This is a genomic window from Halarcobacter ebronensis (assembly GCF_013201825.1).
GTDB lineage: Bacteria > Campylobacterota > Campylobacteria > Campylobacterales > Arcobacteraceae > Halarcobacter > Halarcobacter ebronensis.
The window spans coordinates 2,337,625-2,354,341 of record NZ_CP053836.1; the positions used below are offsets into that span (position 1 = coordinate 2,337,625).

The 16,717-nt window shown below is 28.9% G+C and carries 16 protein-coding genes; 4 read left to right on the forward strand and 12 right to left on the reverse strand.

Features of this window, described 5'->3' with window-relative positions:
- Positions 1-26 precede the first annotated feature (26 nt).
- Positions 27-644, reverse strand: a complete 618-nt coding sequence (locus AEBR_RS11545; protein ID WP_129086701.1) for a fumarylacetoacetate hydrolase family protein — start codon at positions 642-644, stop codon at positions 27-29.
- A 73-nt stretch (positions 645-717) separates the two neighbouring features.
- Between AEBR_RS11545 and AEBR_RS11550 the strand changes: the two genes are divergently transcribed.
- Positions 718-1,059 (forward strand): DsrE family protein, encoded by a 342-nt coding sequence (locus tag AEBR_RS11550; protein ID WP_129086702.1) that lies wholly within the window; start codon positions 718-720, stop codon positions 1,057-1,059.
- Here the strand turns inward: AEBR_RS11550 and AEBR_RS11555 are convergent.
- From AEBR_RS11555 to AEBR_RS11570, 4 genes are all read right to left on the reverse strand, one after another.
- Entirely contained in the window at positions 1,052-1,708 is a 657-nt protein-coding gene (locus tag AEBR_RS11555) for an NUDIX hydrolase (RefSeq protein ID WP_129086703.1), read from the reverse strand. The genes AEBR_RS11550 and AEBR_RS11555 overlap by 8 nt on opposite strands.
- Complete coding sequence (locus tag AEBR_RS11560; RefSeq protein WP_129086704.1) at positions 1,695-4,310, reverse strand: ABC transporter substrate-binding protein; 2,616 nt, start codon at positions 4,308-4,310, stop codon at positions 1,695-1,697. The genes AEBR_RS11555 and AEBR_RS11560 overlap by 14 nt, the downstream gene beginning before the upstream one ends.
- Before the next feature lie 84 nt (positions 4,311-4,394).
- Complete coding sequence (gene bioA / locus AEBR_RS11565) at positions 4,395-5,666, reverse strand: adenosylmethionine--8-amino-7-oxononanoate transaminase (protein ID WP_129086705.1); 1,272 nt, start codon at positions 5,664-5,666, stop codon at positions 4,395-4,397.
- 67 nt (positions 5,667-5,733) lie between these two features.
- Complete coding sequence (locus AEBR_RS11570) at positions 5,734-7,047, reverse strand: cytidylate kinase family protein (protein WP_129086706.1); 1,314 nt, start codon at positions 7,045-7,047, stop codon at positions 5,734-5,736.
- A gap of 263 nt (positions 7,048-7,310) precedes the next feature.
- Here AEBR_RS11570 and AEBR_RS11575 point away from each other — a divergent pair, with 263 nt between their 5' ends.
- Positions 7,311-7,532, forward strand: a complete 222-nt coding sequence (locus AEBR_RS11575) for a hypothetical protein (RefSeq protein ID WP_129086707.1) — start codon at positions 7,311-7,313, stop codon at positions 7,530-7,532.
- On the opposite strand, the gene AEBR_RS11580 is transcribed toward AEBR_RS11575, so the two are convergent.
- Positions 7,529-7,945, reverse strand: a complete 417-nt coding sequence (locus AEBR_RS11580) for a methylglyoxal synthase (protein ID WP_128978942.1) — start codon at positions 7,943-7,945, stop codon at positions 7,529-7,531. The genes AEBR_RS11575 and AEBR_RS11580 overlap by 4 nt on opposite strands.
- A gap of 194 nt (positions 7,946-8,139) precedes the next feature.
- Between AEBR_RS11580 and metA the strand changes: the two genes are divergently transcribed.
- Positions 8,140-9,048 carry a homoserine O-acetyltransferase MetA gene (gene metA / locus AEBR_RS11585; protein ID WP_129086708.1) on the forward strand — a complete coding sequence of 303 codons (909 nt, stop codon included), beginning with the start codon at positions 8,140-8,142 and terminating at the stop codon, positions 9,046-9,048.
- A gap of 29 nt (positions 9,049-9,077) precedes the next feature.
- Here the strand turns inward: metA and AEBR_RS11590 are convergent, their stop codons facing one another.
- The 5 genes from AEBR_RS11590 to purH all read right to left on the reverse strand — a co-directional run bounded on the left by AEBR_RS11590 (position 9,078) and on the right by purH (position 13,948).
- Complete coding sequence (locus AEBR_RS11590; RefSeq protein WP_164969456.1) at positions 9,078-9,641, reverse strand: PH domain-containing protein; 564 nt, start codon at positions 9,639-9,641, stop codon at positions 9,078-9,080.
- Positions 9,642-9,717: 76 nt separating this feature from the next.
- Positions 9,718-9,987 carry a Txe/YoeB family addiction module toxin gene (locus tag AEBR_RS11595; RefSeq protein WP_129086710.1) on the reverse strand — a complete coding sequence of 90 codons (270 nt, stop codon included), beginning with the start codon at positions 9,985-9,987 and terminating at the stop codon, positions 9,718-9,720.
- Positions 9,981-10,226: a type II toxin-antitoxin system Phd/YefM family antitoxin gene (locus AEBR_RS11600; protein ID WP_129086711.1), complete on the reverse strand. Its 246-nt coding sequence runs from the start codon at positions 10,224-10,226 to the stop codon at positions 9,981-9,983. Before AEBR_RS11600 ends, AEBR_RS11595 begins: the two co-directional genes overlap by 7 nt.
- Positions 10,227-10,517: 291 nt before the next feature.
- On the reverse strand, positions 10,518-11,987 hold the full coding sequence (locus tag AEBR_RS11605; RefSeq protein WP_129086712.1) for a radical SAM/SPASM domain-containing protein: 1,470 nt from the start codon (positions 11,985-11,987) through the stop codon (positions 10,518-10,520).
- A gap of 428 nt (positions 11,988-12,415) precedes the next feature.
- The gene (gene purH / locus AEBR_RS11610; protein WP_129086713.1) at positions 12,416-13,948 is read right to left on the reverse strand and encodes a bifunctional phosphoribosylaminoimidazolecarboxamide formyltransferase/IMP cyclohydrolase; all 1,533 of its coding nucleotides are present in this window, start codon (positions 13,946-13,948) and stop codon (positions 12,416-12,418) included.
- A gap of 154 nt (positions 13,949-14,102) precedes the next feature.
- On the opposite strand from purH, the gene amt reads away from it, so the two are divergent.
- Positions 14,103-15,917, forward strand: a complete 1,815-nt coding sequence (gene amt / locus AEBR_RS11615; RefSeq protein WP_129086714.1) for an ammonium transporter — start codon at positions 14,103-14,105, stop codon at positions 15,915-15,917.
- Between the two features lie 25 nt (positions 15,918-15,942).
- On the opposite strand, the gene AEBR_RS11620 is transcribed toward amt, so the two are convergent.
- Positions 15,943-16,641, reverse strand: a complete 699-nt coding sequence (locus AEBR_RS11620; protein ID WP_129086715.1) for a nitrous oxide reductase accessory protein NosL — start codon at positions 16,639-16,641, stop codon at positions 15,943-15,945.
- Positions 16,642-16,717: the final 76 nt, after the last annotated feature.

The window sequence follows — 16,717 nt, forward strand, 5'->3', positions numbered from 1 at the left end:
AAACCCCCACAAAATCTATTTTTTATTTAGATTGCTTTGTAATTCTCTTCTACTATTACTTTTTTATCTAATAATATTTTACCTAAAAAAGTGTCACCAATTTTAAATGAACCAACTCCACTTGGTGTTCCACTCATTAAAATATCCCCATCTTCAAAACTTAAAAAAGTATTTGCCTCTTTAATCATCTCATTTGGTTTATTTATCATAAGTGAATAATCACCTTTTTGTTTTAGTTCATTATTAATATAGAGTTCAATTGATAATTTAGAGATATCTTCTTCCGAAATCGGCACAAATTTAGAAAAAACAGCTGAATTATTAAAAGCTTTTGCTCTTTCCCAAGGAAGACCTTTGGTTTTTAATTTACTTTGTACCTCTCTTAAAGTTAAATCCAAACCAAAAGCTACTGCTGTTATTTTATTCTCTTCAATTAAAAAAGAGATTTCTGCTTCATAGTGGCAACTGTTTTGTTCTTTGGGAAATAATAATTTATTTGTAATAGCAGAGTTTGGTTTTATAAAAAATACCATCTCTTCAGGAGTTTCATTATTTAACTCTTTTATATGTTCAGTATAATTTCTTCCTATACATACTACTTTTGATGGATAAATTAATTGATTTTCTAAAATTATATGATTCATTTTTTTCCTTTTTTACTAACATAATATTATAATTTCATAACAAGAAATTATTATATCTAAAGGTTTTAATAAAATGAAAGAAAATCTGCTTATTGTTTGGTCAAATGGTGATAAAGAGGTAGCAAACAAGTTTCCACTTCTGTACTCATCAGTTCTTTTGGAGAGAAATTATTGGAATAGTTGTCATCTAATGCTTTGGGGACCATCAATACTTTTGGTAAAAAAAAGTAAAAAAATTAGAAAAAAATTAATAGAGATTCAAAAAACTGGTGTAACAATGAGTGCTTGTATTGTTTGTGTAGAAGATTATAAAGCAGTTAAAAAATTGGAAAACTTAAATATTAACATTGAACATACAGGAGAGCTTTTAACTAAAGCTTTAAAAGATGAGAGTTGGGCTGTAATGACTATTTAAATTTTTTTAATAGTTCATTTATTATTACAGCTGTAAGCCCCCAAATAACTTCACCTTTGTAGTTATAAACCCACACCTTGTGTCTTTTATGTCCCCAAGGTTTGTGGTATGTTTTGGGTAAGTTTAACTCTTGGACAGGAAAATGTATCTCTTTATTTCCATCTTTATCTATTGAATAAGGATGAACTTCATATTTTAAAGTATATTCAACAGCAGGATTATTTTTAAAAAATTCTATGGGAACTAAAAGAGTCTTTTCTACCTCATTTTTATCAATCTTCATACTCTTTAAAGCTCTCTTTTTTACCCTTGCAACAAAAGGTTCAACAACTGCACCAATAGGTGCCACATAGGTATCAAGCTGTCCAAAGATTTTTATATCTCTCTTTTTTATTCCTAACTCTTCGTATGTCTCTCTAATTGCAGTGTTTTCAAAGGTAATATCTTCTTCCTCAAATCTTCCGCCAGGGAAGCAAATATCTCCACCTTGTCGTATATTTTCTGCTCTTTTTTGAAAAAGGATATAAAATTTTTTATCTATTTTTATAATAGGTATTAAAACTGCTGAGTTTAAATATCTATCCCTTGCCATTACATTTGGATATTTTGGCAAACTTTTAATTAATTTTTTAAATTCACTTTTTTTCAATATTCTGTTCTTTCTCTAAATAGATTATAAAAGATGCACCCTTATAAACTTTGTTATTATACTTATATGTAATATTTTTACCCTCTATTGAGCCATGCATATGTTTATCAATTATCTGTTTACACATATATAGACCAATTCCTGTACCATGATATTGATGTTTTGTAGTAAAATATGGTTCAAAAATTTTATCTATAATCTCCTCTTTTATTCCACCTGCATTATCTCTTACTTCAATCAAAATAGCTTTTTCAAGATTTTTTGCACTTATAAAAATATACATTTCACCTTCTGTTTTTTCTTGTGCAAAAGCATCTTTAGAGTTGTTTATTATATTGATTAATATTTGAATCAGTTCACTTTCATAACCTTTTATTGTTACACTATTTATATCTTTTATAATATTTATTTTTCTCTTATTTAGATGATCATTAAATAGTGAAAGAGTTTTATCAATGGTCTCTTCAATTTTAAATTTGCTCTTATTCTTATTTGGTTTAAAAAAATACATAAAATCATCAATTGTATTTGAAAGGTGAGAAGTTGTATCAATAATTCTACTTAATGTGTCATCAAATAACTTATCATCAATATCTCCATTTAACTCTTTTTCTAGTTTTAACCCACTTGCACCAGTTGAGATAATAGATAGTGGTTGTCTCCATTGATGGGCAATATTTTGTATCATCTCTCCCATTGCTGCAAATTTGGCTTGTCTTGATAAAATACTATCTTTTTTTAAGTTCGCTTCAACCTCTTTTTTTACCCTTTGTTCCAACTCTTGATTTATCTGTTTTAGCTCTTTTGTTTTCTCTTCAACCTTCTCTTTAAGGGTATCATTCATATTTTTAAGTAATCTTTGTTTATAAACAATTACTGAAACAATCAAAACAAAAATAATTAAAAATTTCCATAATAAATCATAATCAAACTCTTTTTTATATTCTACATTTTGCCATTTTCTAAAGATTTCCTCTCTCTCTTTTTTTGAGATACTTCCCACAGCTTTTTCCAAAATTGCATATAAAGTAGGTTCCTCTTTTTTTACAGCAATTGAAAGGGGCGTATTTAAGTTAAGCTTTGCAGATATTTTAAGATTTCCAAACTCTTTTTCAACAATTTTATTCCAAGAGCTAAGGATTAAATCCACATATCCATATATCTCATCTCTGTTTATTCTATTTATTGCATCATCAATACTATCAACATCCACAAAACCATTTTCTGGATAGTTTTCTCTTAGTTTTTTATTAAAAGAGTAGTGCTTATATATTCCTATTTTTTTATCTTTTAGTATAGATAAATCATCAATAAATGATCCACTATTTTTTGTTATTAGAACCAAAGAGACATTTATATATGGCTTTGTAAAATTAAAAAACTCTTCTCTACTTTTTATATTTTCAGCTGCACTAAGAATATCACATTTGCCCTCTTTTAGATACTCTAAAGAGTCTTTAAAAGTCATTGTATTTATTAATTCAAATTTCAATGAACTCTTTTTTGCAACTAAATTCATGTAATCAGCAACAATTCCAGAGAATGTTCCATCATCCACAAAACTATATGGTTTAATATTTGGAATAATACACATCTTGATTTTTTGATTCTTATTTACAAAATTGCTCTCTTTTCTATTTAGATAGATTTGAGAACTTCCATCTCCATTTAAATATAGTTTGTGAGGATCAATTTTATGGCTTACTAAACCCATTACATTATATAAATCATAAATCCTTTGTATCTTATCAAGTTTTATATCGCCTAACTTATTGTTTCCATGATAAGCCAACTCTTTAAGTTTTTCACCCTCATAAATTAAAGCCTCTAAACTTAGATTTTGAGTATTATATTTTTCATAAATTAGTTTTGCACTCTCTTCTATATGAGAAAATGCATATTCCCACCCTTTTAATGATGCCTCTTTAAAAGCTCTTACACTATAAATATCACTCTTTACAAAGTCATCATTTGTAATTAAAAAATCACTATACATATCAAAACCATAATCTTTTGGTGCAAAAATATTAAAATCAACACCTATCTTTTTTAAATCATAGGGTGTTTTTGATATATATGCAGAGATTACATCAGTTTTATTATTAACCAAATCCATAATATTGTGGCTGTGTTTTATAAAATCTAATTTTGAAAAATCTAAATTTCTAGATAAAAGCATGGCTTTTATAGATACTTCACTTGCATCATCAATGGTAGTCATTATTCTTTTATTTTTAAAATCTTCAATATTATTTATACCACTGTTTTTTAAAGAAAGAAGTATTAAAGGTGAGTTTTGGAAAAGAGCATAAAGTGCAACAACATTTTTGCCTTCAACCCTATCTAAAATCAAAGTCTCCCTTGCAATTGAGAAGTCAGCTTTTTTTGAATTTACATCATCTACAACATTTATTCCAAATTTAAAAGGTTTGATATCTACATCTAGTCCATAGTTTTTGTAAAAGCCTTTTTCTTTTGCAATATAATACCCAGCAAATTGAAATTGATCAAACCATGAAAGTTGTAAAGATACTCTTCTTAAGTCTTTTGAAAAGAGGGTTGATAAAGATAATAATAGAACAAAAAAAACTCTCAATAACATATTAATTCTCCATGCAATCTTTTCATTTTAGCATAAAATTTTCTTATTTATTCATTAAAGTTGCTTATTTTATTTAAAAATTTATTATATATTTTCCTCGATTGCTTTTATTGCTTCAACCATTGTTTTTATAATTTTTCTAAGCTCTTCTTCACTGATTATATAGGCAACAATTGAGTATACAAGTTTTCCAAATGGTCTAATCCAAACTCCCTTTTTAACACAATACTCTTGTATTTTTTGAGCATAAGAGTCATCTTTTAACTCAATTACTCCAATTACTCCAATATTTCTAACATCTGCAACTAGCTTTAGATTTTTTGCTTCACTTAGCTCTTCTGTAAAAATATTCTCAATATTTTTTACCCTTTCTTGCCAAGAGCTTTCTAAAAGTAGGTTTACACTCTCTATTGCAACACTACATGCAAGTGGATTTCCCATAAATGTTGGACCATGCATCAAAGCCCCTAAGGTTGAGTTTGAGATAGTTTCACTTATATTTTTTGTTGTTATCATTGCTGCCATTGTCATATAACCGCCAGTTAACCCCTTACCAAGAGTCATAATATCTGGTTTAACTCCTGCCCATTGACAAGCAAACATTTTCCCTGTATGACCAAATCCTGTTGCAATTTCATCTGCAATCATTACTAAATCATATTTATCACAAAGTTCTCTTACTCTTTTTACATAAATAGGATTATAAATTCTCATTCCACCAGCACCTTGAACAACAGGTTCAATTATAATTCCTGCACACTGCTTATGGTGTTTTTCAACACACTCTTCTAAGGCTCTAATTGATTCACTGCAATCAGCATCAAATCCAAGTTCTGGAGCTTTTGTAAAGATATGTTTTGGCAAGTATGTTCCATATATAGAGTGCATTGAATTTTTAGGATCACAAACACTCATTGCTGCTAAAGTATCTCCATGATAAGCATGTTCTAAGGCAATAAATTTATATCTTTTTTCACCCAAAGCCTCTTGGTATTGAATAGCTGTTTTTAATGCAACTTCCACAGAAACTGAACCAGAATCACATAAAAATACACTATGAAGACCTGTTAAATCAACTAAGATTTTTGATAAGGTGGCAGCTTTTTCATGACTTAAACCACCAAACATTATATGAGGCATAATCTCAACTTGACTCTTTAAAGCCTCATTTAATCTTAGGTTGTTATATCCATGAATAGCACTCCACCATGAACTCATTCCATCAATTAGCTCACTGTTATCTTCCAAAATAATTTTTGTTTTATCTGTCTTTTTAACTGATAAAATAGGTGTTTTAGAAGGTAAACTATTATAGGGATGCCAAACATGTTCTTTATCAATCTCTTGCCAACTCATGCAAATCCTTTATCTTTAAAAACTATTCTAGCGAAACTTCATATAAAATCTTAGTTATGAAATAGCTCTATTTTATTCTATTTTTTATAAATTCAATCACTCTTGTTGCACTTAATTTAGAACCATATAATGAACTATCAATAGTTAAATGATAATTTGTTGCATCTCTCCACTCTTTTTTTGTAAAGTGGATAGAGTAATTTGCCCTTTGTTCATCAGATTTTTCTAAATCAGCTTCAGTAAAGGGTGGTACCCTTTTGTATTGATTATTTATTTTATCAATTCTATACTCATTATTTGCATGAATAAAGATATTTATGGCATTTGGATGGTCTTTTAAAATAAAGTTTGCGCAACGACCAACAATAACACAAGACTCTTTTGCACATATATCTCTTATAATTTTACTTTGTATTAGAAAAAGTACATCTTTTGGAGGAAGTTCATCATTTACATAAGAGTAGTTTTGCTCATACAAATCATATAATAATGAGTTTGTAAGTTTTTGTTCATTCTCTTGAATATACTCCATATTATAACCTGTTTGCTCTGCTGTTAATCTAATTAACTCTTTATCATAAAAAGCAATTCCTAACTCTTTTGCAATAAGTTTTCCTATCTCATGCCCTCCACTACCAAACTCTCTTGAAATTGTAATAACAAAACTATTATTATATTTGCTAAATTCTTCTTTTGCTACTTGCGGTGTAGGCATACCTTTTGAAATCCATTTCTCCACAAAAGGCAATTTTGTATTATAAAATTTAATTAAAACTCCAACGGTAAGAGCTGCTATAATACTTCCCTCTCTAATTCCTTGAAGACTGTTTAAAAGAACAAAAGAGCTTAGAACTCCAACAATAACCATTGTGCTATCAATAGATATTTTTACCTTACCAAACTCCAATTTAAATGTTTGAACAAGAACAATCACTAAACCCTCAATTGGAAGATAGGTAAGTCTTGTTTTAACTAAAAGAAAAATTCCAAAAGCCAAAGTGATACAAGCAATAATACATAAAAGTAGTTGCTCTATATAGTTTGTTGGTATTAAATTAGTAATAAAATACATGGTAATATCAATACAATAACCAAAAACAATTACAGCTGGCAGTTGTACAAGTTGAAAAATATTATAGTTTTTACGTGCTACTGCAATTTGAAGCATAATAAAAAATATATTTAAAAGTATAGTCAACTCACCAACAGTAAGGGGAAGACCCAAACTATAAACATAAGGCACACAAGATATGGGAGAGACACCAATATCAGCCTTTATGGACAAGGAAACTCCAAGTGCCATAATAAAAAGTCCAATAGTAAAAATAATTAATTTTTTTGCAAAATTGGCATTAAAAATTTTATCTTTTTTTATCGTCATTATAATTTCCTTTGGTTTTCAAATAGGGATTCAAATAACTTTTGTAATAAGTAATTTTTGTATAAATATACGGAAAGCCGTGATTTATTGAGCTTCTAGAATCTGTTAATTTTGAAGATTATACTACTAAGCTTCTTTATGATTTATTAGATTAAAAACAAAAAACTGGTTTTAAATGGTTACAAAATGGCTTCATCAAAATCAATACAACTTAAGTAATAACCTGCCATTATGCCAGCAAATTTTTATTTTGGAGAGAATTTATGTCATTTATTCCAGCATCAGTACAGTTTTTAAATGCAATAAAATCAAACAACATAAGTGAAGTTGAAGAGCTAATTTTAAACTCTGATTCAAGAAAAGAGTTATTAATAGAACATATCTCTTATCATGGAAAAGATTTTTTAGTAAATATCTTACCTCAATTTAGAAGTAAAGGTTTAATCTTAGATATCAAAAAGATTCTAAATATAGAAGAAGACTAAAGTTTTCTATTTTGATACTTTGACCAATCTGGCATCTCATGAATATACCCTTCAAACAGTGGTGAAGAGATTATAAAATCTGCTGTTTGTCGGTTTGTTGCAATTGGTATTCTATAGGTATCACATATTCTTCTAAGAGCTGTAATATCTGGTTCATGGGGTTGTTGAGCCATTGGATCAACAAAGAAAAAAAGAATATCTACCCTACCCTCAGCTATCATTGCTCCAATTTGTTGGTCACCACCTAAGGGACCTGATTTTAATCTATGAACACCAAAACCTTTCTCTTGTAATAACTTACCAGTAGTACCTGTTGCATAAATCACATGTTTTTGAAGAGTTCCTTTGTTAAAAAGTGCCCAATCAATTAAATCATGTTTCAAATTGTCGTGTGCTACTAGTGCTATAGTCATTTTTATACCTTTTACTTTTATAGTTTCAATATAATACACTAATTCACATATTGATTAAATATAATTATGTGGAAAAATTAAGCAATCTTTACCAAAGCTAAAAATCTATCTTAAAAACAACTATTGGGCATTTAATATTAATAAATTATTTATACAATAATGCTATAATCCAACAAAAAATCAAAGAAGTACCCGTGCCAATAGTTATACCAAAAGAGTTACCAGCAGTTGAAATTTTAAACCAAGAAAATATCTTTGTGATGAATGACATTAGAGCAGTGGAACAAGATATAAGACCTCTAAAAATCATCATATTAAATCTTATGCCAAATAAAATAGAAACTGAAACACAATTATTAAGATTGTTAGGGAATACCCCTTTACAAACGGAGATAACTCTTTTAAAAACAGCAACTTACAAGTCAAAGCACACTTCAGAAGACCATTTAGAGAGTTTTTATAAAACCTTTGATGAGATAAAAAAACATACCTTTGATGGACTTATCATAACTGGTGCTCCAATTGAAACTATGCCTTTTGAAGAGGTTTCTTATTGGGACGAATTAACAAAAATTATGGATTTTTCTAAAACAAATGTTACTTCAACTCTGCATATATGTTGGGGCTCACAAGCAGGTTTATATTATCATCATGGAATTCAAAAATATGAACAAAAGAAAAAAACTTTTGGTGTATTTGAACATGAACTTTTTAATAAAACAAATCCTCTTTTAAGAGGTTTTGATGATGAAGCATATATTCCACACTCACGATATACAACTGTTTTAAAAAAAGATATTGACAAAATTGATGAGTTGGAACTTTTACTTTACTCAGAAGATTCAGGGGTATGTTTAGTTGCTTCAAAAGATAGAAAACATGTCTTTATGAGTGGACATTTGGAATATGATACAAACTCACTAAAAAAAGAGTATGTAAGAGATGTGAAAAAAGGTCTTGATATAGAGATACCAAAAAACTATTTTAAAGATAATGACCCTAAACAAAAAGTAAAAGTAAAATGGCGCTCTTCTGCCCATTTACTATTTGCAAACTGGCTTAACTATTTTGTATATCAAGAGACACCATTTGAATTAAAATAAAAGGTTTAACTATAAACTATATTTCTTTGCTATGCAAAAAGTATATTTTTAGTTTTTGTCTCTGCTATTGTATCTTTAAAAGAGAGATTTGAAGATTGTAAACTATCACTAATTTTCAGTTCTTGTTTTTTGTCTCTTATCTCTTTTACTATCTCTTCTGCACCTTTGATATATGGCATCTCCACATTTCCTCCAGGAGAGTATAATATTACTGTTGCATAGTCAAAATATTTTCCAAGTAGCGTTGTCATAATCTCTATATTTTCAACATGAACAAACTCTAAGGTATCATTTACTCTTGGATGTAAGCCCCTTTTTACTGTAATTCTATCCTCATATTGTAAAACTTCAACCGTACAAGGATCAATAATTTGACCACAATCTCTTAGTACATAAAGTGCTGGAAGTAATAAAAGGCTTAGCAAAGTGTCATTGGATGCATCTTTTACCAAAACAGTAGTAATTAGCCAATTAAAGATAAGATAAACCAAGTAGATTGAAAACAATCTAAAGATTATCTCAATAATTGCTTCAATTGTACGAATGATTTTTGAACTATTTAGTTTTTTAAATTTTAAATTTGTATTTTTCACAAAATTGGATAATATACCCTTTAGGCTTAAAAGATATTTAAATAATTAGATTATCTTTTATTAGAATTATAGAAAACTAATCACCGTAGTGAGTCCACATTCTTAAGATTCTAACAATCTTTTGCTCCTCTTTTACTTCATAAATGATTCTATGTTGAATATTTATTCTTCTAGAGTAAGCCCCTGTTAGATTCCCAACAAGCTTTTCATATGGTGGTGGATTTTCAAAGGGATTTTTTTTGATTATCTCTATTAACTCTTTTGCTTTTTTATCTAATTTAGCGCCTGTTAGATTTTTTGCATCCTTTTGAGCTTGTTTGCTGTAAAGGATTTTATACTCTACCATTTGATATCTTCACTAAACTCATCATCACTTTGTGCCATACCCTCTTGGATAGATTTTGCCATATTTGGAATAGAGTTTAAATATAAAGTCTCCTCAATAGCATTCCAATCCTCTTGAGAGAGCATTACAGCATTATTTCTTTTACCTGTAATTAGTATTGGCTCATGTGTTAATGCTGTTTCATCCATAAGATTATATATATCTGCTCTAACTTGGCTTGCTGGCATTACTTTTGTCATATTTAGCCTTTTGTTTTTTTAATATTGTACTTGATTACGTACGGTTTGTCAAGGATAGTGGAAGAATAAAAGCTGTGATTTAAAACTTTTGGCACTTGCTACGCAAGGTGCTAAATCTACGCAAAAAGTTTCCTTGTGACATTAAGTCACAAGATTTCCTTTTCTTCTGTGCACACATTCGTGTGTCACGATTACAACCTTTTTGCCTGCAAGCAGGATTACATATTGAAAAAGGTTGTGCCTTGTGCTTGCACTCTCTTTGAGAAAAGCAAGCAAACTTTATTAAAACTGCTATACTTTAGTTTTAATTTTTTTATTAAATTTTCTTATTACATTTTTATTAATATTTGCAACATTACAATAAAACTTATTTATGACTAAAGGGTTCCCAGATATATCTTCATTTGCATTTCTTACCATACACATAGTGCAATACTCTTTATCTGAACATGTTAAACATTGTGGAAAATCTTTTTTCTTTAAATCTCTTAAATAATTAACTTTTTCAGAGTTATACCAAATGTTTTTAAGAGAAGCATTTAATATATTTCCTACTGAGTAATCTTGCCAACCTGCACAAGGATATACATTACCATTTTCAGAAATACAAATTGACGAATGACAAACACTACAAACAAAATCATTTTCTGAAATATTCTTTTTTTTCTCAGCTTCTTTTTCTATTTCAATAACATATTCTGAATCATTTTCAACTATATTTTCAATTATCTCATTTACATCGTCAATTGATAGACGATGCTTTAAATTTTCGCAAGAATGATTATATTTTGCTAAAATTAAATAATCATTACCAACAGATATATTATTTTTTTTAGCCCATTTTACGACATTATTATGACAGTTTTTATTCTCTTTCAATATGGGACAGCTTATCTTTAATGGAATATCATTTTCAACAAGTTTTAAAATTGCATTCTTTGTTTTTTCAAAACTTCCTTTCATTTGAGTTATTTCATCGTGAATATTTGGATTCATTGAATATAGTGAGACTTGAACACCCAAAAGAGGATTAGATTTCATTTCTTTAAGAATTTTTTCATTTAATAAAGTCAAATTACTAAGTACACTAACAGAAAAATTATTTTTTCTACATTCTTTTAAAAAATTACAAAAATCTTTATGCAACATTGGTTCTCCACCACTGATAGTAATGTGCAATAAATTCATTTCTCTACTTTGATTCAAAATATTATAAAATAAATCAGAATCAATATTATTAATTTTATTTTCATGAGGAATATAACAATGAATACATCGTTCATTACACTTACTTGTTATTTCAATATGTAAACTTGTTAATTGTGGTTTATTATTAAAAAAAGCTTGAAAATAATCTTGAGTTGACATTTGATTATTTGATAAATTCTTTTTAAAAGTTGTATCTAGTATTTTAGTATATGAAAACTTTTCATCTTTTTCATCACATTCTCTAAAAGTATCTCCAGAAGTAATAAATCCAGCTTTTTCAAGAGTACTGTAAAACTCTATCACATCTCTTTCTAATAACTTAATATTTATATCAGAATAAATATTACTGATTTTTATTAATAATTCACCAATAATTTGAGGATGATTATCTAAAACAGAAAAAAAAACTGCTCCACTCTCTGATAATATTTTATCACCAATATCTTCCCTATTATCATCTAATCGTTTATATGCAAAATTTCTATTATCTGTTATATATCCAAAAGAATCATAATATCTAAACAATATGTTAGATTTTTTTTTAAAAAACATATTATATTTCCTTTAACCCAGGTAATGCTTTTTAATACACACTACCTGATAAAATATTATTTACCTCCACGTGGTCCAGGTGGATTACAAGGTCTACCACTAGGCTTACTATTTGGACGGCAATCAGCCATTTGAATAGTACTTTCTGCCAATATCATTGGTTTTTCATAAGCCATTCTTTACTCCTTTCCCCTATTATAATATTTTAGAATATTATGATAAAGTAAATAATAAATATATTATCAAAATATATTTAAAAAATAATAATTTTAATTAAAAAAAGTGATTTAAATGATTAGATTTTGAAAGAAATAAAGGCGGAGAGGAAAACAGATTATAGGAGTTTACTGAAGTAAATGACTATATCTGTTTTTCTATCCAACGCCTATTTATGAGAAAAGATGATTATTTAAATCATCTTTTTCTGACTAGTGTAAAAAGTGTCTAATTCCTGTAAAATACAATGCCATACCATATTCGTCTGCTGCAGCAATAACCTCATCATCCCTAATACTTCCACCTGGCTCAATAATACATTTAACACCAGCTTTATTAGCTTCATCAATTGAGTCTCTAAATGGGAAGAATGCTTCAGAAGCAAGAACTGAACCTGTTACATCAAGTCCCATATCTTCTGCTTTTCTTAAAGCTGCTTTTGCCGCATCAACTCTGCTTGTCATACCCATACCAACAGCAACCATAGCTGAATTTTTGATATAAACAACACAGTTAGATTTAGTTCCTGCTGCTACTTTTACAGCAATTTCCATATCTTTTATCTCTTGAGCTGTTGCTGCTCTTTTTGATTTAAGTTCTGCATTTGTAACTTCATTTTCTAAAACTTTATCAGACTCTTGGTAAACAAATCCACCATCAACCATTTTAAAGTTGTATGGATCATTTGCAAGTTCTAGTTTTTTTGTACCTTGTTTAAATAGTTTGATTCTTTTCTTTCTGCTTAACTCTTCAACTGCTTCTTCTGTAAAATCAGCCGCAAAAACAACCTCTAAGAAGATTTCGTTCATTTTAACAGCCAAATCAAAATCAACTGTTCCATTTACTGCAACAACTCCACCAAATGCTGAAACTGGGTCACATTTAAGTGCTTCTGTGTAACTTTCTAAAAGTGTATCTTTTATTGCAAAACCACATGGATTTCCATGTTTTACAATACAAACTGCATTATCATCACCAAATGAAGCGGCAATTTTAGCAGCACCACTAATATCACCCATATTATTAAAACTTGGCTCACCTTTTACAACAATAAATTTATTTGTAAATTGAGTTTCAAACTCATATAAAGCACCTTTTTGGTGTGGGTTTTCTCCATATCTTGTATCAAATACTTTTGTTCCAACAATAAACTGTTTTGCTCCCATTCCACCATTGAATCTTTTATTCATATAGTTTGCAATCATAGAGTCATAAGCTGCTGTATGCTCATAAGCTTTTATCATTAAATCTCTTCTAAACTCTACACTGTTTGTTCCATTTTTAAGATTATTTAATACTAGATCGTAATCAGCAACGTCTGTTACAATAATTACACTGTCAAAGTTTTTAGCTGCACTTCTAACCATTGCTGGTCCACCAATATCAATATTTTCAATAATCTCTTCAAAATCATCAGTCTTTTCAATAGTTGCTTTAAAAGGGTATAAGTTTACACAAACCAAATCAATACCTTCAACACCCAACTCTTTTGCTTGGTCTAGGTGTGATTGTTTATCTCGTCTATGTAAAATTCCCCCATGAATATATGGATTTAGAGTTTTTACTCTTCCTTCAAAACACTCAGGGAACTTAGTAACTTCATTCGCTTCAACTACAGCTATTCCAGCCTCTTTTAACTTGTTATAAGTTCCACCTGTAGATATTATTTCATAACCTAAAGATACTAACTCTTTGGCAAAATTCTCTACTCCACTTTTATCGCTAACACTAATTAGAGCTCTCAAAATAAATCCTCTGTTATCTTAATTTTTTTGCGATTATACTCAAAAGTTCATTAGTCTTTTCTTGTTTAAACCTTTGTATATTTTATATATAACTATAAGATTTTTTACTGTCTAGATTTTGTTATGATTTATAAATTATTTTTTGGAAAACAGTATGAGTGAAATAAACCTTTTATGGATATTATTAAGTTCATTTTTAGTTTTTCTAATGCAATTTGGCTTCTCTTTAATAGAAACTGGAACTGTTAGAACTAAAAATACAATTAATGTTGCCATGAAAAATCTAATTGATACTATCTTTAGTGTTGTGTTTTTCTGGCTTATTGGTTTTGGATTGATGTTTGGTACGGATAGTTTTGGACTAATTGGTACCGATAAATTTTTAATTGATGGCTCTGATTTTGAATTAAATGCAATCTTTCTTTTTCAAGCAATGTTTGCTGCAACAGCAACTACAATTATTTCAGGAGCTGTAGCAGAGAGAATAAAATTCAATGGTTATATTGTTGTTGCTATTTTAGTAACTGCTTTTATCTACCCAATAGTTGGTCACTGGGCTTGGAATAGCCAAGGTTGGCTTGCCAAATTAGGTTTTATAGATTTTGCAGGTTCAACTGTTGTACACTCAGTTGGAGCTTGGATAGGGTTAGCAGGAACAATAGTACTTGGACCAAGACTTGGAAAATTTAAAAATGGTCAAGTTAAATATTTCTCTCCTAGCAATCATAATCTGATAGTTTTTGGAGTATTTATGCTCTTTTTTGCTTGGTTTGGCTTTAATGGTGGAAGTTTATTAGCAATCGACTTTAGGGTTACTTCAATTTTAATGAATACACTTATCTCTGCAGTATTTGGAGGAGTTGGTGCTTGGTTTATCTCTTTAGTATCTAAAGAAAAACTTGAAGTTGAAATATTAAGTTTTGGAATAATTGCCGGACTTGTTGGAATAACAGCAGGTTGTAATAATTTGACTTTATACGAATCAGCTTTTGTTGGTTTTGTCTCAACTTTTATAATGCATTTTTCAGACCAATTTTTAACAAAAAAATTAAAAATAGATGATCCGTTAAGTGCTGTAAGTATTCACGGATTTGCAGGAGTTTGGGGAACTATTGCAGTTGGAATTTTTGCAGTTCCAGCTGAAGGCATGACAAGATTTGATTTTATAACTATACAAACAATAGGTGTTTTAAGTGCTTTTATCTTCTCTTTTATTTTAGGTCTTGCCCTATTTCTTTTTTTACATAAATTAAATCTGTTAAGAGTTAGAAAAAAACATGAAGTTCTTGGACTTAATACAAGTGAACATAATGCAAGACTTCCTTGGGTTGAAACTATTGAGAGTATTATTGGTATTATGAAAACAGGGAATATTCAAAAAAAGATATATGAAGAGAGGGATACAGAAGTAGGTATTGTTGCAAAATTTTTTAATATTCTTTTAGAAAATTTGCGAGAAAGAAACACAGAACTTACAACAAATAATAAAACTCTTCAGCAAAAAGCCTATTTTGATACCTTAACAAAAGTGTTAAATAGAAGTGGTCTTTTTGAGAAGATAAACAAAGAGTTAAACAATGAAGAGTATTGTGTTTCAATACTTGATATTGACAAATTCAAATTAATAAATGACACCTATGGACATGATGTAGGTGATGTTGTTTTAAAAGAGTTGGCTTTTTTAATCTCTAGCAAAATAAGAGTTGATGATATTTTTGCAAGATGGGGAGGTGAAGAGTTTATTTTGATTATAAACAATAATAATCTTACTATTGCCGAGTCTCTTTGTGAAAAAATAAGAAAAGAGGTTGAATCTAATACTTTTTCAAAAGTTGGCAAAGTTACAATATCTCTTGGAATTAGCAACTTTAAAAATAGTAGACAAAAATTTGATGACGTCTTAAAAAATGCAGATAAAGCTTTATATGATGCAAAAGATGCAGGAAGAAACAGAGTTTTTGTATTTTAAATAAAAGAGGAGTTCTCCTCTTTTATTATCTTCTTGATAGATAAATTCCTACAGCTTGTAAATTTTTACCTTTCATATTTCCACAAAGACCACTCTCTACTAAATATGCTTTAGCTTGTGCAGTTGATGTGAATTTCATATCAGTTTTTTTACACATTTTGTTATAAACTTTTTCACCCATCATTTGCATTTTTGCTTGATTTTTTGCAATCATCTCTTTCTCTTTAGCTAAAGAGCTTTTTACCATTGCGTAAACTTGATCAAAATTTTTAATCTCTCCACCATTTTGTGCTTGGAAAGCTTTTGCATCATCACCATTTGCAAAGGCATATTTACTAACCATACTCATAGTTCCTGGTTTAGAACTTCCAACTACATATGTTGCATCTTTTACACTGATTAATTTTAGAGATTTGTTATCAACAACTCTCATATCACTTAGTTTTGCACCATTTAGTTCTAAATCTTCAACCATACAATGAATAGAACAATATTGTTTCTCTTTTCCTTCATGATTTGCCGCATGATTTGTTTTATAAAACATTGGTAGTGTCATTCCACAAACAGGGCAATAACTCTTCTCTTTTCCTTCTTGTACAAGTGTTGCTTTATTCATTGGCACAGCTTGATATGCCATTTTTGGTTTCTCTTTTTCTGCTTCACTTGCAGTTAAAAGGCTCATTGTCATAGCTAAAGCTACTACAATTGTAAATAGTTTTTTCATCTTATTTCCTTTTGATATTTTCAAAATAATTATAATCTTTCAACTGTTAATTAAATGTTAAATTTAAGTAATATTT

Excerpts from the sequence above, each read along its gene's own strand:
- amt (WP_129086714.1), top strand. The coding sequence starts at position 14,103 with ATGAGTGAAATAAACCTTTTATGGATATTATTAAGTTCATTTTTAGTT.
- AEBR_RS11575 (WP_129086707.1), top strand. The coding sequence starts at position 7,311 with ATGTCATTTATTCCAGCATCAGTACAGTTTTTAAATGCAATAAAATCA.
- AEBR_RS11545 (WP_129086701.1), bottom strand. The coding sequence starts at position 644 with ATGAATCATATAATTTTAGAAAATCAATTAATTTATCCATCAAAAGTA.
- bioA (WP_129086705.1), bottom strand. The coding sequence starts at position 5,666 with ATGAGTTGGCAAGAGATTGATAAAGAACATGTTTGGCATCCCTATAAT.
- AEBR_RS11605 (WP_129086712.1), bottom strand. The coding sequence starts at position 11,987 with ATGTTTTTTAAAAAAAAATCTAACATATTGTTTAGATATTATGATTCT.
- AEBR_RS11595 (WP_129086710.1), bottom strand. The coding sequence starts at position 9,987 with ATGGTAGAGTATAAAATCCTTTACAGCAAACAAGCTCAAAAGGATGCA.
- AEBR_RS11580 (WP_128978942.1), bottom strand. The coding sequence starts at position 7,945 with ATGACTATAGCACTAGTAGCACACGACAATTTGAAACATGATTTAATT.
- AEBR_RS11550 (WP_129086702.1), top strand. The coding sequence starts at position 718 with ATGAAAGAAAATCTGCTTATTGTTTGGTCAAATGGTGATAAAGAGGTA.
- AEBR_RS11560 (WP_129086704.1), bottom strand. The coding sequence starts at position 4,310 with ATGTTATTGAGAGTTTTTTTTGTTCTATTATTATCTTTATCAACCCTC.
- AEBR_RS11570 (WP_129086706.1), bottom strand. The coding sequence starts at position 7,047 with ATGACGATAAAAAAAGATAAAATTTTTAATGCCAATTTTGCAAAAAAA.
- AEBR_RS11620 (WP_129086715.1), bottom strand. The coding sequence starts at position 16,641 with ATGAAAAAACTATTTACAATTGTAGTAGCTTTAGCTATGACAATGAGC.
- AEBR_RS11600 (WP_129086711.1), bottom strand. The coding sequence starts at position 10,226 with ATGACAAAAGTAATGCCAGCAAGCCAAGTTAGAGCAGATATATATAAT.